This is a genomic window from Oerskovia enterophila, from assembly GCF_001692445.1.
Classification (GTDB): Bacteria; Actinomycetota; Actinomycetes; order Actinomycetales; family Cellulomonadaceae; genus Oerskovia; species Oerskovia enterophila.
Genome location: NZ_MAQA01000005.1, coordinates 64,144 through 87,019 on the forward strand (window position 1 = coordinate 64,144; position 22,876 = coordinate 87,019).

A 22,876-nucleotide genomic window follows, 5' to 3' on the forward strand; every position below is an offset into this window, starting at 1 on the left:
GGGGTCGTCCACAGGCGCGCCGTCGGGCGTCGAGCCATGCCGCGGGTCAGTCGACCGCGAGCGCCTCCACCGGGGAGGTGCGGGCGGCCGAGCGGCCGGGGATCACCGACGCCAGGAGTCCCGCGACGAGGGCCACGACAAGGACCAGGGCGACGTCGCGCCACGGCACGGCGAGCGTCACGTCGCCCATCACGGCCAGGGCTGCGGACGCGCCGGCCCAGCCGTAGAGGATGCCCAGCAGGATGCCGAGCACGGCACCGACCCCCGCGATGAGCATGCCCTCGATCGCGAGCATCCAGCGCAGCTGGGACCGGCTCAGGCCGATGGCCCGAAGGGTCGCGGACTCGCGACGGCGCTCGATGACCGAGAGCGAGAGCGTGTTCGCGACGCCGATGAGGGCGATGACGACCGCGACCGCGAGGAGTCCGACGATGACGCCGAGGATCGTGTCGACGACCTTCTGGTACATCGCTCGTTCGACCGCGGCCCCCGTGACGTCGATCGGGAGGTCGCTGTCGGCGAGCGCGTCCTGGAGGGCGGGCACCACGGACGCAGCGTCGTTGACGTCCGCCAGACCGACCCACGCGGTCGTGACCGGCGCGCCCGTCGCGACGCCCTCGAGCGTCTGCGGCGTGACGAGCAGCGCACGTCCACCCATCGGGGTCACGAGGGCCTCGAGGGTCGCGGGCGTGCCTTCGGGGTTCGCGTCCTCGGGGAGCGGTGCGGCGGTCAGGACGAGCTGGTCGCCCGTCGAGATGTCCCAGCTCTCGGCGACCCCTGCCGGGACGACGACCGTGCCGGGGGCCAGGCCCTCGACGGCCTTCTTGTCGCGCGAGAGCGCGGTCGCCGCACCGGGGTCGACGCCGCGTGCGAGGAACGTGATGTCGTTGCCGTCGAGGGGGACCGTGACGGACGTCGCGGTCAGCGGGACGACGGACTCGACGCCGTCGACCTTCTCGGCCGTGGCGATCGTCGACTGCGGGAGCTCGACGGGCTGGTTGCCGCCGTACTCGTCGTAGCCGTCGGTCGCGAGCGAGACGTCCACGGGGTAGCGGCCGTCGAGCTCGTTGTTCATGCTCATCCGGGCGCTCACGGCCCCGGTCGACATCATGGCCACGAGCGTTACGCCGATGAGGAGCGCGGTGCTCGTCGCGGCCGTGCGGCGCGGGTTGCGCAGCGTGTTCGCGGCCGCGAGCTTGGCCGTGCTGCCCGAGCCCGTGAGGACCTTGCCCACGAGGCTCACGACCTTGGGGAGCCAGAAGATCGCTCCCACGAGGACGCCCACGAACGAGGCGGCGCCTCCGGCGGTCGCGGCGAGCAGGCCGGCCTCCGCGCTGCCCTGCTGTCCCAGGAGGACCCCCAGGACCAGGAGGCCCGCACCGCCGACGACGAGGATCGACGAGATCGCGAGGCGGACGCGTCCAGCGCCCGACGAGAGGGTCGGCGCGTCGGAGGGACGCAGCGCGGCGAGCGGGGCGACCCGGGTCGCGGCACGCGCCGGCGAGAACGACGCGACGAGCGTCACGACGGTCCCGACGAGCAGCGGGACCAGGACCGCGACGGCCGTCACCTGGACGACCGAGGGCAGCGGGATGCCGAGGTCCATGCTGCCCGCGACGGTCAGCGCGAGCTGGACGAGCCCGATGCCGAACAGGATGCCGGCGACCGAGGCGACCAGGCCCAGGATGACGGCCTCGAGCAGGACCGAGCGCGCCAGCTGCTTGCGGTCGGCGCCGACGCAGCGCAGGAGCGCGAGCGTCCGGGTGCGCTGGGCCACGAGCACCTGGAAGGTGTTCGCGATGACGAGGGCCGCCACGAGCAGCGCGATCGCCGCGAACGTGAGGATCACGTAGGTGAAGACGTCCTCGCCGCCCGTCATCTGGGCGGCCTGGTCCTTGGCGTACTCGGCACTCGTCCAGACCTTGGTGTCTCCCCCGAGCGAGCCCGTGACGGTCGACCGGACGGCCTCGAGGTCGGTCCCGGGCGCCAGGGCGACCAGGACCGCGTTGTACGAGGTCGCCGAGTCGCCCGGGACGAAGCTCTCGGCCTCCCAGACGGTCAGGTCCTCGTTCGACAGGACACCCGCGCCGCCCACCTGGGCGTAGGCGCCCATGGGGTCGTCGAGGGTCCCGACGAGGGTCAGCTTCTCGTTGGTGTCCACGAAGGTGCCAGCGGGCGCCTCCTCGTCGGGGGCGGGCTCGTCGGCGGGGGCGGCGTCGCCGCCCTCGCCAGCCGACGCGGCGGCCTCGTCGGGGGTGGTCGCGGTGTCCGCGGGCGCGGTGGCGTCCTCCGACGGCGCTCCCTCCTCGGTGGGTGCACCCGCCTCGGGCGCTGCGCCCTCGGCGCTCGGCGTCCACACCGAGCGCACGACCGTCACGGTGTCGCCGAGCGCGAGCCCGAACCGCTCGGCGACGTCGGACGGCAGCGCGATCTCGCCCGAGCGTGCGGGCATCGCGCCCTCGACGACCTCCTGGGCCTCGAAGCGCGGGTCCGAGGCGGTCGGGACGACCACCTGGTAGGTGCGCTTGCTCCCCGAGACGAGCTCGAAGGCGCGCATGACCTGCGGGTCGGCGGCCTCGACGCCCTCGGTCCCACGGATCTCCTCGAGCCCGGCCTCGTCGATGCCTGCACCGTTCGCGACCACGAGGTCGGAGTCGGCGAACTGCGCGGCGATCGAGTCGGTCGTGATGCGGTTGATGACGGTCCCCGCGAGCAGGGTCGCGGTGAGGAAGGCGGTCCCGATGAGGATCGCGATGCCGGCGGCGCTCAGCCGCCCGATGCTGCGGCGCATCTGCGCCAGCGTGAGCCGGACCATCAGGCGCGCACCGCCGTCGGACCGGTGGTGCCGGCGAGAGCGTCCGCGGGGTCGCTCTCGAGCGTGCGCAGCGCGTCGAGCCCGGCGAGGACCGACTCGGGCGTCGGGTTGTCGATGTCTCCCGCGATGCGCCCGTCGGCGATGAGGATGACACGGTCCGCGTAGGCGGCAGCCGTGGGGTCGTGCGTGACCATGATGATGGTCCGGCCGAGCTCGCGCACCGAGCGGCGCAGGAAGCTCAGGACCTCGGCGCCCGAGCGCGAGTCCAGGTTGCCCGTGGGCTCGTCCGCGAACACGACCTCGGGCTTGGCGATGAGCGCGCGGGCGATGGCCACGCGCTGCTGCTGGCCGCCCGAGAGCTCGCTGGGGCGGTGCGTGAGGCGCGCGCCGAGGCCCAGGGTCTGGACGAGCGTCGCGAGCCACTCCTTGGTCTCGGCGTCGATCTTGCGTCCTGCCAGCTCGATCGGCAGCGTGATGTTCTGCTCGGCCGTGAACATGGGCAGCAGGTTGAACGACTGGAAGACGAAGCCGACGCGGTCGCGGCGCAGCCTGGTCAGCTCGTTGTCGCCCAGGGCCGTGATCTCGGTGTCGCCGATGAAGCCCTGGCCGCTCGAGGCCGTGTCGAGCCCGGCGAGCAGGTGCATGAGCGTGGACTTGCCCGAGCCCGAGGGGCCCATGATCGCGGTGAACGCGCCCTTCTCGAAGTCCACGTCGACGCCGTCGAGGGCGCGCACGGTCGCCTCGCCCTTGCCGTACAGCTTGGTCAGGGACCGGGCGCGCACGGCGGGCGTGCCTTGCGCCGGGGCGTTGCCGGGGATGGGCTGGTACACGGTGGTGTCCACGTCTGCTCCAGGAGAGTTCGTCGTCGGTCTGCGCCGGTCCCGGGCGGGGCGCGCGAGGCGTCCGTGACCGGGACCGAGGGGGTGCGGGAGAGGGCTCGAGGCCCTCGTTCCCACCTGATGACGACACTAGGAGCCGGGGCGGGGGTCGTGCGTCCGGCGAGGGGCGGGTCCTCGGGACGCGGGACGTCATCCCGTGGTCGTACGCGGACCGGGGGATACCCTTACCTGCAGGTGCCCGACGGCGTCACGCGCCCGGGCGCACGAGTCCCGTCTCGTACGCGGTCACCACGGCCTGGACGCGGTCGCGCGCCCCGAGCTTGGCGAGGATGCGCCCGACGTGGGTCTTGACCGTGGCCTCGGCGACGAACAGGTCGCTCGCGATCTCGGTGTTGGACCGGCCTCGGGCCATGAGCACGAGGACCTCGCGCTCACGCTCGGTGAGCGAGGAGATCTGCTCCTGCGCCCCCGTGTCGACGAGCTGCTCGGCGGGCAGGGCCACGACCAGGTGCTCGAGGAGCCGGCGGGTCGAGGACGGGGCGATCACCGCGTCGCCCGAGTGCACGGTGCGGATCGCGGCGAGCATCTCCTCGGGCGGGGCGTCCTTGAGCAGGAACCCGCTGGCCCCGGACCGGATGGCCTCCAGGACGTACTCGTCGAGGTCGAACGTCGTGAGCACGATGACCCGGGGCACGTGCTGGCCCTCGGCCGCCGCGGCGGTGAGCTGGGCCGTGGCCGAGAGGCCGTCGAGGTGCGGCATGCGCACGTCCATGAGCACGACGTCGACCGGGTGGTCCGCGAGGAGCCGCAGGGCCTGGAGCCCGTCGCCGGCCTCGACCGTGACCTGGAGGTCGGGCTGGGAGTCGATGACCATCCGGAACCCGGCGCGCACGAGCTGCTGGTCGTCGACGAGCGCGACCCGGATGGGGGCCTGCGCGGGGAGGTCGGGAGTGAAGAAGGTGGAGGTCATGGTTCCTGGGGATCGTCGGGTGCGGGTGCGGGTGCGGGGGTGCCGGACGTCTGCTGCCCCATCCTGCCCGACGGCGGAGCGGGCGGCGCCGGGACGGGGGGAGCGACGCCGTCGAGCCGGGGGATGGGCATGGTGAACCGGACGCGGAAGCCGCCACCGGGGCGCGGACCCGTGGTCACCGCGCCGCCGAAGATCACCGCGCGCTCGCGCATCCCGAGCAGTCCGTAGCCGGGGGAGTGCGTGCCGTCGGCGGACGCCCCGCGGCCGTCGTCGTCGACCGCGAGCTGGAGCGAGTCGACCCCCCACGTCACGACGACCGTGACGGTCGGGTCGGGGCCCGCGTGCTTGAGGATGTTGGTGAGCGCCTCCTGGCACACGCGGTAGACCGTCAGACCGGCGCCCGGGGGCAGCGGGCGCGGGGTGCCCATGCGGACGAGCGAGATGCGCATGCCGCTGTCGCGGACCTGCGAGACGAGCGACTCGAGGTCGGCCGAGTCGGGCTGGGGCGTCAGCTCGACACGCCGCACGGACCCGGTGGCGGTCGGCACGGCGCCGGTCGTCGGGCTGCTCGTGCGCGCGCCCGTCGTCTGGCCCGTCGCCGTGCCTGCCGTCGCCCACGTCACCCGGGCCTCGTCCAGGACCTGCCGGGGCCGGTTGTTGAGCCCGGGGGCGTGCGTGAGCTGCGCGGGGTGGCCCGAGCCCGCGACCGCGTCGCGGTCGTCGGTGCGCAGGACGCCCAGGAGACGGCGCATGTCGGCGAGGGCCGCACGACCGGTGTCCGAGACCGTGGCCAGCGCACGCGTGGCCGCGGCGGGGTCGGCGGCTCCTGCGTACCGGCCGCCGTCGGCCTGGGCGATGATGACCGACAGCGAGTGGGCCACGATGTCGTGCATCTCGCGCGCGATGCGCGAGCGCTCGGCGGCCGTCGCGATCTGCGCCTGCTGGTCGCGCTCGACCTCGAGGCGCTCGGCGCGGTCGACCAGGGCGTTGATGGTCTCGCGCCGTGAGCGGCGCACCAGACCGAAGGCCCAGACCGCGAGGAACATCATCGTGGTGAACATCGCCGTGAAGACGAGCACCCCCGCGGCCTCGGCCGTGCTGCTCGCGTTGACGGCGAGCCTCAGCCCGAGCACGAGCGAGCCGGCCGCCGAGGAGATCATCGCGGTGCGGTGGGCCCAGCGAGGGCCGTAGACCGTCACCGAGAACAGCGAGATCAGCAGGAGGAAGTCGGACGGCAGGAAGACGATCCCGACGAGCAGGTGGACGAGCGCGACCGCGTAGACCGTGACGGCCGAGGCGACGGGGCGGACCCGTCGCCAGGGGAGCGGGGCCAGCATGCCGATCGTGAACAGCGTCGAGAGCGTCGACCCGCCCGTGACGTTCGTCCCGTACGCGAGCGCGAACGGGATGAAGACGAGCGCGACCACGGCCGTGCTCGTGAGGTCGACCGCGAACCGGTGCCGCTCCCACCACTTGCCCATGTTCTCGTACCAACCCATGACTGCCAGGGTAGGTGGCGGGCCCGGGGCGACGCGTCCTCCCGGGGACGGACGGGGCGCGCGACCGTGGGGGGACCCGCGGTCGCGCGGGCGGCCGGGACGAGAGGCGGCGCACGATGTCCTGCGGTGGGGAACCGGCGGGCGCCGGGACCTGCCGGACGGCGCGGACCGGGACAGACCCGGGCAGAGCGGAACGCCTGCCGCGGGGTGTCCATCAGGTGTGTCACGTGCGTCCCACGGGGCCTGATGGATAACGCCAAAGTTCTACGAATGCCCTAGCATGATCGAATGACCCACGTACTGCTAGCGGAGGACGACCCGGCGATTGCCGAACCTTTGGCGCGTGCGCTGACGCGTGAGGGTTACAACGTGGTCGTGCATGGAACTGGTCAAGGAGCGATCGACGCCGCGAGCGGTGTCGACATCGTGGTCCTGGATCTGGGCCTCCCGGACATGGACGGCCTGGACGTCGCACGTGAGATCCGCAACAAGGGTCTGACGACACCGGTCCTGGTCCTCACCGCGCGTGCCGACGAGGTCGACCTGGTGGTCGGCCTCGACGCCGGCGCCGACGACTACGTGACCAAGCCTTTCCGCCTCGCCGAGCTGCTCGCCCGCGTCCGGGCGCTGCTGCGCCGTACGCACGGCGACCCGACCGACGAGGAAGAGCTGGTCGCCCAGGACGTCCGTATCGACGTCGCTGCGCACCGCGCCTTCCAGGGCGACCGCGAGCTGCACCTGACGACCAAGGAGTTCGAGCTCCTGCGCGTCCTCATCGCGAGCGCGGGGTCCGTCGTGGTGCGTGACACCCTCATGCGAGACGTGTGGGGCTCTGAGCCCGTGGGCTCCACCAAGACCCTGGACATGCACGTGTCCTGGCTGCGTCGCAAGCTCGGGGACGACGCCAACTCGCCGCGCTACGTCTCCACGGTGCGAGGCCTCGGCTTCCGCTTCGAGACCGGCGAGGGCTGATCCCCCGACGGGGCTGAGCGAAGGGTCGGGGAAGCGTGCGTCGACGCGTTCTGCAGGCGACGGTCGCGGCCGTCGCCGTCGCCGTGCTCCTGCTCGGTTTTCCGCTCGCGTTCCTCGGGGCGCAGTTCGTCCTGGCCAACGAGATGGACCAGCTCCAGGGTCGCGTCGACACCCTGGCGCGCAACATCGACAACAGGCTCGCGCAGAACGAGCCCATCCCGCAGTCGGTCCTCGACAACGCGTCCGTGGGGCGACCGGGGGAGCTGCCCGCGTACGTGTTCGTGAACCTCCCGGACGGCGAGCAGATGACCGCGGGCGAGGTCGTCACGGGGCGAGCCAACGAGGCGGCGGACCGGACGGACCAGAACGCGACGGTCGCGCTGAGCACGTCGTTCGCCGAGAGCTACTGGAAGGCCGCCCAGATCGTCCTGCTCGTCGTGGCGGCCTCGGTCGTGGCGTTCGCGGCCGGGATCGCCATGGCCGTGTGGCAGGCGAACCGGCTCTCCGCGCCGCTGGTCTACCTCGCGGCGTCGGCAGAGCAGCTCGGGTCGGGGCAGGTGCGCCCGCGGCTCGAACCTTCCGGGGTCGAGGAGATCGACCTCGTCGCAGCCGAGCTCGCACGCAGCTCGGACCGCCTGGCCGGCCGCCTCGCGGCCGAGCGGCAGTTCGCCTCCGACGCCTCGCACCAGCTCCGCACGCCGTTGACGGCGCTGAGCATGCGGCTCGAGGAGATCTCGATGGCCTCGGACGACCCTGCCGTCCAGGAGGAGGCCCGGATCTCGCTCGAGCAGGTCGAGCGGCTCGTCACGGTGGTCGACGACCTGCTGACCCAGTCGCGGCGGGCCCAGGGCGGGACCACCGAGGCCGTGCGGCTCATCGAGGTCGTCCGGCAGCAGGAGGAGGAGTGGGTACCGACGTTCGCCCAGGCCGGGCGTGAGCTCGTGATCGACGTGCCCGAGGGGTACCAGGTCCTCGCGACGCCGGGCGCGCTCGCCCAGGTCCTCGCGACGCTCATCGAGAACTCGCTCAAGCACGGTGCCGGCACCACGACCGTCCGTGCCCGCCCCAGCGGGACGAGCGGCGCGGTCGCCGTCGAGGTCGGCGACGAGGGCGAGGGCGTCTCGGACGAGATGGCGCCACGGGTCTTCGAGCGCGGTGCGACCTCAGGAGCGGGGACGGGCCTGGGGCTCGCGCTCGCGCGCGACCTGGCCGCTGCCGACGGAGGCAGGCTCGAGCTCGCGCAGCGCCGTCCGCCGATCTTCGCGCTCTTCCTCGCGGGCGTCCCGCGGACGCTCGACCCGCGGGTCGTCCTGCCGACGGGGACGCTGATCTCCGCGCGGGGTGGACGTCGGCGTCGGCGTGGTCGCGGACCCGAGGTCGAGCCCCGCTAGGTGCGGGCGCTCCGGTGATCGGCGGGATGCCGCGCCCGGTCAGGCTCCCGTGAAGACGAACCTGCGGTAGCTCACGTAGCGGAAGACGTTGGCCAGGGCCAGCCCGACGACGTTCGCGGAGATGTTCTCCGCGAGCGGCGATGTCAGGCCCAGGACGCTCGTCGAGAAGGCGAGGCACCCGACCGAGATGGCCATGCCGACGGCGTTGACGAGCAGGAAGCCGACCAGCTCGCGCGTGCGCTGCGTGGTGCGCCGGTCGGAGAACGTCCAGTAGCGGCTGCCGAGCCACGAGACCAGGGTCGACACGACGACGGCGAACGCCTTGGCCTCGAGGGGGCTCGAGCTGAGCGCCTCCCAGGGGCCGAACCGCAGGAGGTTGAAGACGCCGAGGTCGACGAAGAACGCGATCGTCCCGACGAAGCTGAAGCGTCCGAGCTCGAGGAGCCGCGCGGCGACGCGCGCACGGCGCAGCGCCCCACGAGGGCGGCCGTCGACCGGCCCGCGAACTGCAGGTTCACGGACGGTGGACGCCCTGGCGGGTTCGAGCACGAGCTCGTCGACCTGGCTGGACATGGTCGGCAGGGTACGCCGTCGACCTGGGAACAATTGCCAGGAGCAACCGATTGTTGGGACGGGTCGGCCGGAGCCGTGCCGAGCGACTACCCTCGGTACACGTGTCAGCACCAGTGATCGCCGTTGTCGGAGGCGGGCAGCTCGCCCGCATGATGGCCCCTGCGGCCGGTGAGCTCGGGGTGCACCTGCGGGTGCTCGTCGAGGCTCCCGGTTCGTCGGCGGCCCAGGTCGTGACCGACGCCCCGGTGGGCGCTGCCGGGGACGAGGCCGCGGTGCGTGAGCTCATCGCCCCGACCGACGGTCGGCCCCCCGCAGACGTCCTCACGTTCGAGCACGAGCACGTGCCCAACGACCTGCTTGCCGACCTCATCGCGCACGGCACCCCGGTGCGCCCCGCGCCGCACGCACTGGTCCAGGCGCAGGACAAGATCGTCATGCGTCGGCGGCTCACCGAGCTCGGGGCCCCGTGCCCGCGCTGGGCACCCCTGCCGGTCGACCCCGAGGCGGGCCACGCGAGGCTCGTCGAGTTCCTCGCCGAGGTCGGGGGGCAGGCCGTGGTCAAGACCTCGCGCGGCGGCTACGACGGCAAGGGCGTGCGCGTCGTGTCGTCGGCCGACGAGGCCGCGGACTGGCTCGCGGCGGCGGCCGCGGGCGGACCGCAGCTCCTCGTCGAGGAGAAGGTCCCCTTCACGCGCGAGCTCGCGGTCCTGGTGGCCCGCCGTCCGAGCGGCGAGGTCCGCACCTGGCCCGTGGTCGAGTCGATCCAGCGCGACGGCGTGTGCTCCGAGGTCGTCGCGCCCGCGCCCGACCTCACGGAGGCCGAGGCCGAGGAGGCCCGGACCGCCGCGGTCGCGATCGCCGAGGGGCTCGACGTGACGGGCGTGCTCGCGGTCGAGATGTTCGAGGTGCTCGACAGCACGGGCGACGGCCGTCCGGTGCGCCGCGTCCTGGTCAACGAGCTCGCGATGCGCCCGCACAACTCGGGACACTGGACCATCGACGGATCGGTCACGAGCCAGTTCGAGCAGCACCTGCGCGCCGTCCTCGACCTTCCGCTCGGCGACACCTCGCCCACGGCCCCGTGGACCGTCATGGCCAACGTGCTGGGGTCGAGCCTGCCCCGGCTGACCGACGCCCTGCCCGCGGTCCTGGGCGCCTTCCCCGACGCGCGCGTCAACCTGTACGGCAAGGACGTGCGCCCGGGCCGCAAGCTCGCCCACGTGAACGTGAGCGGGCACGACCTGGGCGAGGTCCGCCGTCGGGCGCTGGGGGCCGCCGCGCTGCTGCGCGGCGAGTCCCTCCCCGAGAACCCCACCACCGACGAGACGAAGGCCTGAGACATGACGGAGAACGCTGCGACCAGCACGCACACGGTGACCGGCACCCCCGTCGTGGGGATCGTGATGGGTTCCGACTCCGACTGGCCCGTCATGCAGGAGGCCGCGAACGCGCTGCGCGAGTTCGGCGTGGCCATCGACGTCGACGTCGTCTCGGCCCACCGCATGCCCACCGAGATGATCGACTACGGTCGCAGCGCTGCCGAGCGCGGCCTGCGGGTCGTCATCGCGGGCGCCGGGGGAGCAGCACACCTGCCCGGCATGCTCGCGGCCGTGACGCCCCTGCCGGTCATCGGGGTCCCCGTGCCCCTGCGCTACCTCGACGGCATGGACTCGCTCCTGTCGATCGTCCAGATGCCCGCGGGTGTGCCCGTCGCGACCGTCTCGATCGGGGGCGCGCGCAACGCGGGCCTGCTCGCTGCGCGCATCCTGGCCTCGGGCGTGGACGACGACGCAGCGCGCCTGCGCGAGAAGATGGTCGCCTTCCAGGAGGGGCTCAGCGAGCAGGCGCACGCCAAGGGCGCCGCGCTGCGTGCCTCGGTCGCGGGGGAGCGCCGGACGGGGTTCGGGGCGTAGGGGGTCCCTAGCGATCGGCAGCGGGGCCTTCCGAGATCGGGACGCCCCGCTGCGGCCGGCCGGCGACGAGCTAGGACTGCGGCAGCCCGCCCACGACACCCGGGGGCAGCTTGCCGTCGCGGACGTCGGCCCAGAACGCAGGGCTGAGGTCGGGGTCGAGCTGCACGGTGGATCCCACGCCACCCGGTCGGTAGTCCGGGTTGGAGATCGGCGGGGTGCCCGTGATGCCGTCGGGGCCGTTGGCAGCGCGGAAGGCCAGGGCGAGCTTGCCGAGGTCGACGATTCCCGTCTTCTCGTCGACCTCGATCGCGCCGAGGCCCGCGCCGATCAGCGCGACCTGGTCGCCGGGCTTGACGAGCAGGCTCGCGTCGACGGCCTTCTGGCTCACGGCACCGACGACCTGCCGCTGGCGTTCGCCACGACCGATGTCGCCCTTGGGGTCCGCATAGCGCATGCGCGCGAAGGCGAGCGCGGTCGTTCCGTCGGTCTCGTGGCACCCGGCGGCCCAGACGAGCCCGCTGTTGGGGTCGTTGACGTCGTAGTCGAGGCACAGCTCGACGCCCCCGACCGAGTTGACGACGTTCGAGACCCCGCCGAGGCCGATCTCGACGTAGTGGTCCACCGTCAGACCGGTCAGGCCCTCGACGGTCTGGACGAGAAGAGGGGCCCCACCCCAGGAGTACGCGGCGTTGAGCTTCGCGGGTCCCTTGCCGGGGACGTCGACGAAGGTGTCGCGGGGCAGGCTGATGAGCGCGGCGGGCCCGCTCGAAGGCTTGTGCAGGACCATGATGGTGTCCGTACGAGCGCCCTCCGTCCCGTCCTCGGCGATCCCGTCGCCACCACGAGCGTCGGACCCGGCCAGAAGATAGGTCGAGCCGGCCGTGCCCGGCGCACCGGAGAGCGCGTCGACGTGCTGGATCTTCCCGTTGGCCCACACGAGCAACCCGACAGGCCACGCAAGGAGCAGGACGAGCGCGAAGACCCCGACGACGGCGGCGAGGCGTCCCTTCCGCAGTCGGAAGCCCGAGCCGCCACGCGGGCTCGACGGCCGGTCGAGCGGGGGACGAGCCCCCGGGGGCGAACCCGCTCCCGGCCGGGGCGAAGCGGAGCCGGGGGCGCGACCGCTGCGCGCGGTGGTCGCGGAGGCGCCACGCGTCGCCTGGCCCGGCGTCGTGGGGCGTGGTCGCTGGGTCGGCTGGACCGCTGCCGGACGTCCGGCCGTTCCCCCGGCACCTTGCTGCTGCGCCCCCACGGAGCGCACAGGCGCGCTCGGGGGGCGCTGCTGCCTTCCACGTGACGGTGTGACCGACGGTGGCGCCTCGCCACGTGCTGCGGACGGCTGCGGAGCCGACGCCCGCGGTCTCTCGGCGCGGGTCGAGCCGACCGGGCGCACCGGTACCGCGGGTGGCGGGGTGCCCGGTCGGGACGGAGCACTGTCCGGTGCGCGAGAGGACTGGCGCTTGATCCGGGGTTCCGCGGCGAGCGGGACGTCCGGGGCAAGGTGCTCGCCCGGCTTCTGTGGGGCGGGTCGCGCGCCGTCGGAGCCGACGGCGATCGCGTCACCCACGCTGGGCGGACGGACCGCGCGCCCCGACTGCGGCGTGAAGCTGGGTGGGCGAGTGCGCCCTGACTCCTCGTGACTCATGCTCGCCTCAGGTCCCGACGGGTGAGAGGTCGTCGAGCGGGGAGACCCCTACCCGGGCGTCGAGGCGGGTTCCGAACGAGACCGTCATGAAGGAGATGTTGCCACTCGACGAGGCCAGAACGGGCAAAGCGCGCCCGTGGGTCCCGAGCCCGCGGCGTGCATCACGGCGCCCGGTGGCGCGAAGGGCCGAGGTGCGCAAGGTCGACCGACGGATCGTCGGTTCCTGAGGCCCCCCGGCCACGTCGAGCGAGGAGCAGCTACGAGAGGTCACGGTTCAAGAGCATAGGTCGTCGTCCCGGCCACCTGGCGGCGCGCCGGAGGGTGCGACGTGGAGGTCTCGTAGAGACCGTGGATCTGCCCCGCAAGCCTTGCCGAGGCGGAGGCGACCCGTGCCACGGTGGGCGACGGGAGCACCTCCGCCTCGTGCGAGGCCCGTGCGCGGCGCGGGCCTAGCCCCGGGTGACCGTCACCGTTCCGTCCGACGCCACCGCGATGCTGCCGTGCTGGAACCGCTGGGTCGTCACGGTCCCGGAGACGACGGCCGCGGCGACCGGGAATCCGAGCGTTCCGGCGGGGCCGCCGTTCGACGCGTACGCGGCCTGGATCGCCGGGGGTACCGTGTGGATCCCCGTGCCGCCGGCGATGTAGATCGTCCCGCCCTGGAAGGACTGGACGATCCCGCCCGCCTCCCAGTAGGGGCCGGAGATCGGGAACCCCAGGGAACCCGCGGGCCCACCGAGCTGCTTGTAGACGTCTCCCATCCAGCCCGACGAGTAGTGAAACCCCGTTCCGCCCGAGATGTACATCGTGCCGCCCGTGTACGCCTGGACGATCCCGCCCGCGACGCCTTGCTCCGACCCGGCAGGCCACCCGAGAGTCCCGGTCGGACCTCCCAGGGACCGGAAGTACATCTCGGCGAGACCACCGGCGGGGTTGGTGTGGAATCCCCCCGAGCCGGAGATGTACGCGGTCGCGTTCTTGAACGCCTGCGTGATCCCGCCGCCCACGAGCTCGGTGTTGCCGACGGGCAGGCCCATCGAGCCGTTGTACCCACCGCGCGACCCGTAGAAGTCGGCCATCATCCCTCGCGAGACGTAACCGCCCACCGTCCCGTCCGTGTAGACGACCCCCGCCTGGAACGGCTGGAACGTGACGGGGCTCGCCGACGTGGCGGGACCGGTCGGGAAGCCCAGCGGACCGGTCGGACCGTTGCTCGCCGAGTAGACGGACTGCACCGCGGTCGGTACCACCTGGATCCCGGTGGAACCAGCGATGTAGATCGTCCCGCCCTCGAAGGACTGGACGATCCCACCAGCCTCCCACCGCTGGTTCCCGATGGGCGGCCCCAGCTTGCCCGAGGGGAAACCGTTCGTCCGGTAGACGTCCATCATCCATCCGGACACCGCGTAGAACGCACCGCTGCGGCCGGCGATGACACCGCCCTGGAAGGGCTGGATCTCCATCCCGCCGACGGAGGTCTGCGCGCCCGTGGGGAAGCCGAGCGGCCCGGACGGCCCACCGGCGGCAAGGAACGCACCCTGCATCTCGGGCCTGAGGGTCTGGATGCCGGCGCTCCCGGAGATCCAGACCGTCCCGCCCTGGTACGACTGCGTGAGCCCACCGGTGTTCACCGAGCCCAGGCTCGTCGGAAATCCCAGGGCTCCCGCAGGACCGCCCTTGGACTGGTAGACGTCCAGCAGCCAGCCCGAGACGTAGGCGAAGCCGGAGCCCCCGGAGATGAAGACGGTGCCGTTCTGGAACGGCTGCGACAGCCCGCCCGCCGGGGCCGAGTACGCACCGGTCGGGAATCCCAGGGCCCCCGGGGGGCCGCCCAGCGCGTCGTAATACAGGTTGAGCAGCCCTGCCGGGACGAGCTGTACGCCGAACATTCCCGACATGTACACCGTTCCGCCCTGGAAGCCCTGCCGGATGCCTCCTGCGGTGACGGAGGCCGGGGTCGTGGGCTCGCCTGCGCCCGCCTTGTTCGTCGGGTTCTGGTACCAGTCCCAGATGTAGGGCGAGATGACGAGACCGGACGAGCCGAACCAGTCGCCGAAGTACAGGAAGAAGTTGCGGTTCCCATAGCTCGAGCACGAGTCGCCCGTACCGTAGCCCGCCGCGAGGGCGGCCGCGTTGGGGACATAGGGGGTGTAGTTGTAGAGCGCCGCGGTCGCCTGGTTCTGGATGTAGACCTGGGTCGTCCCGCACGCCGTGTTCGGGTGGTACAGGATCGTGTTCGTCCTGCCCGCGACGTAGGAGTAGCTGGTGGGCCGTGCCTTGTAGATCTGGAACTGGCGGGCGGCGCGCTGCATCTGGACGAAGAACCCCGAGTAGTTCGGGTCGCACCATCCGCCGGCGTTGTCCGGACATCCGTACCCGAGGGCGCGTCGGAAGGTGGCGGCGGGCTTGCCAGCCGTCGAGGTGACCAGTCCTTGCTCCTTCTGGAGCGTGACCAGGAGGACCTGGGGATTGATCCGGCAGGCAGCCGCCACCTTGGCGATGATCTGCGCGGCCGCTTCCGAGGCGGCGCCCCGATACTCCGCGCAGTAGCTGTCGGCGGGGATCGTGTTCGTCGACTCCTGGTAGTTCTTGAGGCAGGTGTTCCCGGCGGCCGGGCTGCACCGAGCACCCTTCGAGTCGATGAACGACTGGATCTGGTTCGCGTTCATCGCCCCGGCGTCGTAGAAGACGGCGTCCGAGATGATGAAACCGGGATTGAAGTCCGAACCGGAGACCGCGGACGCCGGTCCCGCGGAGACGAGTGCTCCGGCGAGGAGAATCACGAGCGAGGCCAGTGCGCCGACCAGGGAGCGGAAGCGCCTCGTGCTCGACGCTCCGCGGATCACGGCACGGTGACGACCACGGGGGCGGAGGAGCCCCACGCGGTCGTCGACTTGTAGGAGAGGACTGCCGTCCAGTCCCCCGAGGAGAGGGCATCCGATCCGACGATCAGCTCGCCGCAGGACATGGTGGTCGGGCCCTCGAGTGCCTCGGACGTGACGTTCCGGGTGGTACCAGCCTTCGACAGGTCGAGGGTGCAGGTCGCCGCAGCGTCGATCGTGTCGGCATATCCGCGCACGGTCACCCCGGTCTCCGCAGCCCAGCTCGCGTTGGAGATCAGGACGCCCACGCCACCGACGACCGGCTTCCCCGACTCCGCGGGCGTGGTCGGTGCGGGCGTCGTCGGATCGATCTCTGGTGGGTCGGTGGTCGTCTCCGTCGGGGGTGCCTCGGTCGGGACGGTGCCCGTCGACTCCGATGCCCCGGGCGTGACCTGGCCGTCCACCGCGCACCCGCCGACGGCGAGCGCGAGGGCAAGGACGAGGGCGACGCCTGTGAGTGATGTGTTGCTGGCCATGGTCAGGTCTCTCTGTCGGCGGTGTGCTCAGCGACAGCTCGCGGCGCGCGCGGGACGCACAGATCGAAGGACGTGCCGACGACGATGTGAGAACCCCGTAAGGAGGCAGGTCAGAGGGTCGCTTTCTGGCACGCTACGTGGTAAGAGACTTGTCGCCTCGCAGGCGCGCCGTGAGACGAACCTGGCCGGGGTCCGTGCTCAGGCAAAGACCCACACGCGATAGAGCACGTAGTTCCAGCACGTGCTTCCTGCGACGATCGCGGTCTTCGCGACCACCACCGGCACGCCCCAGGAGGTCGTGAGGTGGAGAATTCCGAGGGTCACGAGGTAGTTGAACGCCAGGAGCACGCCGTACCGACTCGTCTGGGTCAGGAGCGAGCTCTTGTCGCGATTCATGACGATCCTGTTGAGCGTGAAGTTGACCAGCACGCCGGTCCAGAACCCGATCGTCGCTCCGAGCCACACGGCCCACCCGAGGAGCGAGGTGCAGACCCACAGGAGGCCCGCGTCCACGAGGAACGACAGCCCGCCGACGACGAGGTACTTCACCAGCGGGTGCCGCACGAGCCGCTGGACCGCGCTCCTCGGTCCGACGGCAGGGGGGACCGAGGCTCTCGCGCTGTCACCCGGACGTTCGTCGGGCATCTGGTTCCACCTCTCGTGTCCCACTTCCTCGGCCAGGCGGCCGAGAAGTCTGGCTCGGACATCGCCCGGCCGGTCGACCCAGAATAAGGTGACCGCATGACGTCCTCTCGACCTCGGGGTCTGCCGGACCGCCAGATGGCTCCGCGACCTCGACAGGCGCCCTCCTCTTCCCGAGCTACGCCCCGCCGCGTGGTCGCCCTGTGATCCGGGCGCTGACAGCCGTCGCAGCGGTGCGTCTGCGGTGGTTCGTCATCACGGCCTCCTTCTTCGCGATGTGCGCGTTGTGGGCCGTCGCGACGCCGGCGATGTCCTCGCCGGACGAACCCAGTCACACGATCAAGGCCGTCGCGGTCGCCCGAGGGCAGCTCACGGGAACCGTCGGTCCTCGACCCACGACCTGGATGGTGCCGGGCGCGCTGACCATGGTCCACGTCCCTGCCGACTACGCCGTCGTGCCAGGGCTCAACTGCTACGCGACACTCCCGGAGCAGCCTGCCTCCTGCATGCCGGCCGTCCTGGACGACCACACGACGATCATGGAGGCATACACGGCTGCCGGACACTACCCGCCGCTGTACTACGCGCTCGTCGGCTGGCCTTCCCGGTTGCTCCCCGCCGACCCGGGAATCCTGGCGATGCGCCTGGTGTCGGCTGCGGTGTCGACGGCCTTCGTCGTCGCGGGTCTCGTCGCGCTCCGTGCCGTGAGAGCGAGCCGGATCGTCTGGTGGGGGGCGATCAGCGCACTCACTCCGATGGCACTGTTCCTGTTCTCGACGATCAATCCCAACGGGCTGGAGATCTCGGCCGCGCTCGCGGCGTGGGCGTCGAGCTGGGCCGTGTTCGGTGCCAGAGGTCGCATCCCCCGACACGCACTGGTGATCGCCGCGGTGAGCTTCGCCGTCCTGGCGAACGTCCGAGGTCTCTCTCCCCTCTGGGCGCTGGTGATCGTCACGCTCAGCCTGCTCGGCAGCGGGCGGGCACGGATCCTGTGGAGCGAACGACGACGGCTCGTCCTGGGATCCTTCGCCTACGTGGCGGTCGTGTCCTTGCCCTCGGTCCTGTGGTCCGTGCGGTACGGGACGCTGCTCACCGGGGAGGGGCTGTGGCCGGCCTACGGGGACAAGGTCCTGGCGGTCACCGACATGGTGCTCTCCTTGAGCAAGCAGTACGAGCAGATGATCGGGAACCTGGGGTGGTTCGACTCGCCGGTCCCGCTCCTGACCCTGCTCGTGTGGACCTTGTCGCTCGGGATGTTGGCCGCGCTCGCTCTCCAGCGCCGTGGGCAGGTGGCGGCCAAGGTGGCACTGGGCGTGCTCTTCGTCGGTGTGGTCGTCGGTCCGATGCTCGTCCAGCTCCCAGGGGCCGAGGACGCCGGTCTTGTCTGGCAAGGGCGCTACACCCTCCCCATCGCCATCGGCCTCCCTCTGCTCGCGGCCTGGATCCTCGCGCCGGGGGACGAGGGCGAGGAACCGACGGCGGCACGCCTCTCCCGCGGGATGACCGCAGCCCTCGGGGGGGCGGGAGCGCTGGCGTTCTACGGCGCTGCGAGGAGGTATGCCGTCGGAGCGAGCGGACCCTATGCCACGACGGAGCCCGCGTGGTCGTCGAACCTCGGCTTCATGCCGGCTGTCGTCCTCTACGTGATCGCGCTGACGATCTTCATCGTGGCGCTGGAGGGTGCTCGGGGTCCTCGCGGGCTCGAAGCTCCTGAGCACGTGAGCAAGGCGCCGGCCCCCTCTGCGGGGCGGCGGCCGGTCGTGGAAGACGGGCCGGTGGGCGCCCGGCCGTAGGGTGGTGTTGGGGTAGCATCATGCAGTCCTCGGCGCGGCCTTGCCGAGCGAGCTCGCCATACGGAGGAATCGATTGAAGCGCGTTGCCATCTACCTGTTCTGGGCTGCTGACGGTCATGTGGACGACTACATCCCGTTCTGCCTCGAGGACTTGGGGCGCAGCGTCGAGACGATCATCTTCGTGTCCAACGGTCCGCTCGACGAGGACTCCCGAGCGCGGGTCGCGCCCTTCGTCGCGGAGATCGTCGAGAGAGAGAACGTCGGACTCGACGTCGGCGGCTACCTGGAGGGGCTCGCGAGGCTCGGCGCCGACCGGTTGCGCGAGTACGACGAGCTCGTGCTGCTCAACTACACGTTCTTCGGTCCGGTCTACCCGTTCGCCGAGGTCTTCGAGCGGTCGGAGACCTGGAACGTCGACTTCTGGGGCCTCACCGACCACGGTGAGGTCACACCGCACCCGTTCGCCGCGAAGAGGACCATGCACGGCCACATCCAGTCCCACTGGATCGCGGTCCGACGGTCGCTCTTCGACACCGACGCGTTCCGGGCGTACTGGGACACCATGCCCCCCATCGCGACCTACAACGACTCGGTCGACAACCACGAGGCTCGGTTCACCCACCACTTCGAAGAGCTCGGGTACGGCAGCATGGTGGCGTTCCCCGAGCGCAACTACCCGACCAGCCACCCGGCGATCGACACGCCGGTCCTGCTGCTCAACGATCGCTGCCCGATCGTCAAGCGCCGTCTCTTCTTCCAGGACCCGCTCTACATGAACGACAACGCGGTCATCGGGCGAGACATGATCGAGAAGCTGCGGACCACGGACTATCCGGTGCGGCTCGTCTGGCAGAACATCTCGCACTCGGCAGAGCCACGGGTCGCATCGACGAACATGACCCTGACGCACGTGCTCCCCGACGTGCCGGTCGGCGGCGGGAGCGGTTCCGAAGTCTCGATGGCCGTCCTGGTGCACGTCTTCTACGAGTCGATGATCGACGAGCTCATGGACTCCATCGATCACGTCCCGGTCCCGTACGACCTGTACATCACGACCACGGACACGCTCAAGAAGGAGTTCATCGAGCGCCGCCTCCTGGCTCGTGGACGGGAGCAGTTCGACGTCCGGGTGCTCGAGTCGAACCGTGGTCGTGACATCACCGCCTTCCTGATCGGGCTGCGGGACGTCCTCCTGGACCCGAAGTACGACGTGATGCTCAAGCTGCACTCCAAGAAGTCCGCCCAGGACGGGTTCACGATCGGTGAGTGGTTCAAGCGTCACCTGATGGAGAACCTGCTGAGCTCCCCGGGGTACGTCCAGAACGTCCTCGACCTGTTCGGCGACGACGAGTCGGTCGGCATGGTGTTCCCTCCCGTGGTGCAGATCGGCTACGCGACGCTGGGCAAGGCCTGGTACGCCAACAAGAAGCCGGCCATGGCGCTCGCGAAGCGACTGGGAATCGATGTCGCATTCGACGCGACCACCCCGTTGTCGCCGTACGGCTCGATGTTCTACTTCCGTCCTGATGCGCTCCGTCCGCTGCTCGACGCACAGTTCACCTGGAGCGACTTCCCGCTGGAGGGGCAGTACGCCGACGGCTCCCTGGCCCACGTGGTCGAGCGACTCTTCAGCTACTCGGCGTTGTCGCAGCGGTACATGGTGCACACCGTGATCAACACGACGAACGCTGCCATCAACTACAACTTCCTCGAGTACAAGCTCAGCGCACTGAGCTCGCGGCTGCCCGGAACCATCACCGAGCAGAACGAGTACCTGGAGTCGATCACCGGTCTCCCCAACGTGCTCGTCGCGATCAAGCGCTCGGTGGCACTGCGCCACCCCCGTGTCGCCAGCATGCTCCGGCCGGCCTATCGGGGAGTGCGAGGGGTCCGACGAATTCCCGGGAACCTGGCCAGAGGGATCAAGGGCGGCCCCGCTGCTACGGCGAGCCAGGACGAGGACCTCACGTGACCGCAGGTGTCTTCTCAGTCCCCCGCAAGCTGCGCCTGCAAGGGGGGCCGCTCTCGCTCGTCGAAGCGTTCGACCCCCGAGCAAACAGCATCGGATTCTTGCGCTGGCTCATGGCATTCCTTGTCATCTTCAGCCACGCCGGCCCGATCGCCGGCTTCTACGGCGGCCATGACCTCGGGGTCCAGATCAGCTCGGAGCAGTCGATCGGTGGCGTCGCGGTCGCAGGCTTCTTCTTCTTCAGCGGGTTTCTCATCGCACGCTCGCGGATGGGCTCGTCGACCATCTGGCGCTACCTCTGGCGCCGCTGCCTCCGTATCTTCCCGGCATTCTGGGCAACTCTCCTCCTCGTCGTCCTGGTCTTCGCCCCGATCGCCTGGTGGCACACGACCGGCTCGATCGCTGGTTACTGGGGTGTGAACTACGAGTCACCGCTCACCTACTTCTCCAACAACATGTGGTTGGACCTGGGACAGCGCAACATCGCTGGCATGGGCGCGGAGCTGCCTTATGCGCAGCTGCACGGTGGTTACGACTGGAACGGGTCGGCCTGGACGCTGAGGTACGAGTTCCTGGCGTACATCATCGTTGCGATACTCGGCCTCTTCGGCGCGCTGGCGAACCGCATGGTCGGCGGCATCTTCTGTGCCGTGATCCTGGGGCTCAACGCGATGCAGTGGTCCGGTGCGGCCACCCTGTGGTCCGTCAACCCGATCTTCTCGGACCCTTTCCTCCTGATGTTCCTCGCGCCCTTCTGCTTCGGGGTCCTCTTCACGCTCTTCGGTGACAAGATCCCGGTCGACGACCGTCTCGCGATCGGAGCCCTGATCTTCAGCGCGCTCACCTACGCGTACGGTGGCTGGAACGTCATCGGCCAGTTCGGGTTCCTCTACTTCCTCATGTGGTTCGCCGTGCGTGGTCGGATCACCAACTGGGAGAAGCACGGAGACTTCAGCTACGGGATCTACATCACCGCCTGGCCGGTCATGACTCTCGGTGCATTCTTCGGCCTGCAGGACTACGGGTGGGCGGTCTACCACGTCGTGGTGATCGTCGCGACGCACGTGCTGGCCTATCTTTCGTGGCACCTCATCGAGTCTCCTGCGATGAGCCTCAAGAACTGGACCCCTCGGTTCCTCGAGCGCGGGATCGCCCGCATGAGGCCCGCGACCACGTTCCTGCGGGAGGAACTCGTCAACGTCGACTACTCGTCGACGCCGTACGCCAGCCGGATGCGCAAGCAGCGGCAGTCAGCAGAAGGACAGTCATGAGCGAGCCCCTGCAGGGCGCGGGTGAGCAGACCTCCGCTCCAACGACCTCGTCAGCGCCTGGTGTCCGCCCGCGTACGCCATTGCTGCCGCGTCGCTCCTACATCCCGCTCGTGACGCTCGTCGTGCTCTCGGCACTCATGGCTGGTCTCGGTGTCGCCACGACACGAGGATGGCTCGACGCCGAGGCGGTCGGTGCCGCGAGCACCCCTGAGGCCTGCCGATCCGAGGTCGTCCCTGGAGACCCGACGATCTGGACAGGGCCCAAGACACCCGAGTCGGAAGCTGTCTTCGCCGCGAACACGACAGACCTGCCGTACCCGGGAGTGCCAGGACGAGACGGCTTCGTCTTCTGGTCCGACATCCAGGCCAACAACTTCTCGGACATGCTCGGCCGGGCTCCCTGGCTCGACGAGCAGCGAGACCAGTGGCGTGACTACTTCGACGATCTGCAGGCGGGGCTCGCGCGCGAGGGAACCGACCTGATCGTTGTCGTCGCCCCCTCGTCGGGCTCCGTCTACCCGGAGATGCTGCCCGACTGGGCGCAGCCCCTGCGCGGCCTGACGCACTTCGACCAGCTGCTCGAGGTCTCCGGAGACCTCCCGATCGTGGACGTCCGCAGCGCTCTGCAGGACGCAGCGGAGGACGAGTGGGTCTACAGCGCGGTCAACAGCCACTGGACCCCGTACGGCGCGTCGGTAGCCTGGGAGTCGATCAGCGAGTGCCTCCAGGACCTGTACCCGAACTCCGACTACGACGGGCTGGTGAGCGGGAAGGTCGTCGAGATCGAGAGGCAGGCCCCGCCGAACGAGTTCGCCGAGTGGGGCGTCGAGGCGCCGCGGGACGACTGGACCGTTCCGACCCTTGAGCCAGACCCGGTGGTCACCACCCGCACCGCGGCCGACGGGACGGAGTCGGAGCTCTCCTGGCCCGGTGGTGTCGACCTGCTCGAGCTCCCCGTGACGACCACCGGCGGAGAGATTGCCAAGAAGGCGCTCGTCGTGGGTGACTCGCAAGGAACCGCCCTGTCGGCGTTCTGGGCAGGCTCGTTCGAGTCGACGTTCCAGATCCGTCACCACCTGGACGATCCGAGCCAGCGCGCCAATGTTCTTCACGCCGCACGGACGTCCGGTGCCGACCTGGTCGTCTTCGAGCTGACGGAGAGATATCTGAGCCTGCAGCCACCCACGATCCTCAGCTGACGTGTTGGTGGAAGGGCCCCGGTGGGG

17 protein-coding genes are annotated in these 22,876 nt (G+C 70.7%); 8 read left to right on the forward strand and 9 right to left on the reverse strand.

Annotated features, from left to right (window positions below; translation table 11 throughout):
- Window positions 1-46: 46 nt before the first annotated feature.
- The 4 genes from OERS_RS03575 to OERS_RS03590 all read right to left on the reverse strand — a co-directional run bounded on the left by OERS_RS03575 (window position 47) and on the right by OERS_RS03590 (window position 6,123).
- Entirely contained in the window at window positions 47-2,791 is a 2,745-nt protein-coding gene (locus tag OERS_RS03575; protein WP_139107682.1) for an ABC transporter permease, read from the reverse strand.
- Between the two features lie 23 nt (window positions 2,792-2,814).
- Window positions 2,815-3,657 carry an ABC transporter ATP-binding protein gene (locus tag OERS_RS03580; RefSeq protein ID WP_068624509.1) on the reverse strand — a complete coding sequence of 281 codons (843 nt, stop codon included), beginning with the start codon at window positions 3,655-3,657 and terminating at the stop codon, window positions 2,815-2,817.
- A gap of 244 nt (window positions 3,658-3,901) precedes the next feature.
- Window positions 3,902-4,624 (reverse strand): response regulator, encoded by a 723-nt coding sequence (locus tag OERS_RS03585; protein WP_068624511.1) that lies wholly within the window; start codon window positions 4,622-4,624, stop codon window positions 3,902-3,904.
- The gene (locus OERS_RS03590) at window positions 4,621-6,123 is read right to left on the reverse strand and encodes a sensor histidine kinase (protein ID WP_083201200.1); all 1,503 of its coding nucleotides are present in this window, start codon (window positions 6,121-6,123) and stop codon (window positions 4,621-4,623) included. Before OERS_RS03590 ends, OERS_RS03585 begins: the two co-directional genes overlap by 4 nt.
- A gap of 288 nt (window positions 6,124-6,411) precedes the next feature.
- On the opposite strand from OERS_RS03590, the gene OERS_RS03595 reads away from it, so the two are divergent.
- Window positions 6,412-7,095: a response regulator transcription factor gene (locus OERS_RS03595; protein ID WP_056645940.1), complete on the forward strand. Its 684-nt coding sequence runs from the start codon at window positions 6,412-6,414 to the stop codon at window positions 7,093-7,095.
- A 35-nt stretch (window positions 7,096-7,130) separates the two neighbouring features.
- Window positions 7,131-8,486, forward strand: a complete 1,356-nt coding sequence (locus OERS_RS03600) for an ATP-binding protein (protein WP_056645943.1) — start codon at window positions 7,131-7,133, stop codon at window positions 8,484-8,486.
- A 39-nt stretch (window positions 8,487-8,525) separates the two neighbouring features.
- On the opposite strand, the gene OERS_RS03605 is transcribed toward OERS_RS03600, so the two are convergent.
- A complete protein-coding gene (locus OERS_RS03605) occupies window positions 8,526-9,059 on the reverse strand; it encodes a GtrA family protein (RefSeq protein ID WP_082849181.1) in 534 nt (177 codons plus the stop codon).
- Between the two features lie 101 nt (window positions 9,060-9,160).
- Between OERS_RS03605 and OERS_RS03610 the strand changes: the two genes are divergently transcribed.
- Together OERS_RS03610 and purE are read left to right on the forward strand one after the other, a co-directional pair.
- On the forward strand, window positions 9,161-10,396 hold the full coding sequence (locus tag OERS_RS03610; RefSeq protein ID WP_068624515.1) for a 5-(carboxyamino)imidazole ribonucleotide synthase: 1,236 nt from the start codon (window positions 9,161-9,163) through the stop codon (window positions 10,394-10,396).
- A gap of 3 nt (window positions 10,397-10,399) precedes the next feature.
- Entirely contained in the window at window positions 10,400-10,972 is a 573-nt protein-coding gene (gene purE / locus OERS_RS03615; RefSeq protein ID WP_068624517.1) for a 5-(carboxyamino)imidazole ribonucleotide mutase, read from the forward strand.
- Between the two features lie 70 nt (window positions 10,973-11,042).
- Here the strand turns inward: purE and OERS_RS21925 are convergent, their stop codons facing one another.
- The 4 genes from OERS_RS21925 to OERS_RS03635 all read right to left on the reverse strand — a co-directional run bounded on the left by OERS_RS21925 (window position 11,043) and on the right by OERS_RS03635 (window position 16,620).
- Window positions 11,043-11,909, reverse strand: coding sequence for an LCP family protein (locus OERS_RS21925; protein ID WP_248948324.1), 867 nt, complete (start codon window positions 11,907-11,909; stop codon window positions 11,043-11,045).
- 1,157 nt (window positions 11,910-13,066) lie between these two features.
- Window positions 13,067-15,463 (reverse strand): LGFP repeat-containing protein, encoded by a 2,397-nt coding sequence (locus tag OERS_RS03625; RefSeq protein WP_139107683.1) that lies wholly within the window; start codon window positions 15,461-15,463, stop codon window positions 13,067-13,069.
- Window positions 15,460-15,975: a hypothetical protein gene (locus tag OERS_RS03630; protein ID WP_068624522.1), complete on the reverse strand. Its 516-nt coding sequence runs from the start codon at window positions 15,973-15,975 to the stop codon at window positions 15,460-15,462. The genes OERS_RS03625 and OERS_RS03630 overlap by 4 nt, the downstream gene beginning before the upstream one ends.
- Window positions 15,976-16,173: 198 nt before the next feature.
- Window positions 16,174-16,620, reverse strand: a complete 447-nt coding sequence (locus OERS_RS03635) for a GtrA family protein (protein WP_068624524.1) — start codon at window positions 16,618-16,620, stop codon at window positions 16,174-16,176.
- A gap of 200 nt (window positions 16,621-16,820) precedes the next feature.
- Between OERS_RS03635 and OERS_RS03640 the strand changes: the two genes are divergently transcribed.
- From OERS_RS03640 to OERS_RS03655, 4 genes are all read left to right on the forward strand, one after another.
- Complete coding sequence (locus tag OERS_RS03640; protein ID WP_068624525.1) at window positions 16,821-18,410, forward strand: DUF2142 domain-containing protein; 1,590 nt, start codon at window positions 16,821-16,823, stop codon at window positions 18,408-18,410.
- A gap of 73 nt (window positions 18,411-18,483) precedes the next feature.
- On the forward strand, window positions 18,484-20,382 hold the full coding sequence (locus tag OERS_RS03645; RefSeq protein ID WP_068624527.1) for a rhamnan synthesis F family protein: 1,899 nt from the start codon (window positions 18,484-18,486) through the stop codon (window positions 20,380-20,382).
- Window positions 20,379-21,650 carry an acyltransferase family protein gene (locus tag OERS_RS03650; RefSeq protein WP_282956059.1) on the forward strand — a complete coding sequence of 424 codons (1,272 nt, stop codon included), beginning with the start codon at window positions 20,379-20,381 and terminating at the stop codon, window positions 21,648-21,650. Before OERS_RS03645 ends, OERS_RS03650 begins: the two co-directional genes overlap by 4 nt.
- Window positions 21,647-22,849: an alginate O-acetyltransferase AlgX-related protein gene (locus OERS_RS03655; protein ID WP_082849183.1), complete on the forward strand. Its 1,203-nt coding sequence runs from the start codon at window positions 21,647-21,649 to the stop codon at window positions 22,847-22,849. Before OERS_RS03650 ends, OERS_RS03655 begins: the two co-directional genes overlap by 4 nt.
- Window positions 22,850-22,876: the final 27 nt, after the last annotated feature.

Excerpts from the sequence above, each read along its gene's own strand:
- OERS_RS03575 (WP_139107682.1), bottom strand. The coding sequence starts at position 2,791 with ATGCGCCGCAGCATCGGGCGGCTGAGCGCCGCCGGCATCGCGATCCTC.
- OERS_RS03585 (WP_068624511.1), bottom strand. The coding sequence starts at position 4,624 with ATGACCTCCACCTTCTTCACTCCCGACCTCCCCGCGCAGGCCCCCATC.
- OERS_RS03590 (WP_083201200.1), bottom strand. The coding sequence starts at position 6,123 with ATGGGTTGGTACGAGAACATGGGCAAGTGGTGGGAGCGGCACCGGTTC.
- OERS_RS03595 (WP_056645940.1), top strand. The coding sequence starts at position 6,412 with ATGACCCACGTACTGCTAGCGGAGGACGACCCGGCGATTGCCGAACCT.
- OERS_RS03605 (WP_082849181.1), bottom strand. The coding sequence starts at position 9,059 with ATGTCCAGCCAGGTCGACGAGCTCGTGCTCGAACCCGCCAGGGCGTCC.
- purE (WP_068624517.1), top strand. The coding sequence starts at position 10,400 with ATGACGGAGAACGCTGCGACCAGCACGCACACGGTGACCGGCACCCCC.
- OERS_RS03630 (WP_068624522.1), bottom strand. The coding sequence starts at position 15,975 with ATGGCCAGCAACACATCACTCACAGGCGTCGCCCTCGTCCTTGCCCTC.
- OERS_RS03635 (WP_068624524.1), bottom strand. The coding sequence starts at position 16,620 with ATGCCCGACGAACGTCCGGGTGACAGCGCGAGAGCCTCGGTCCCCCCT.
- OERS_RS03655 (WP_082849183.1), top strand. The coding sequence starts at position 21,647 with ATGAGCGAGCCCCTGCAGGGCGCGGGTGAGCAGACCTCCGCTCCAACG.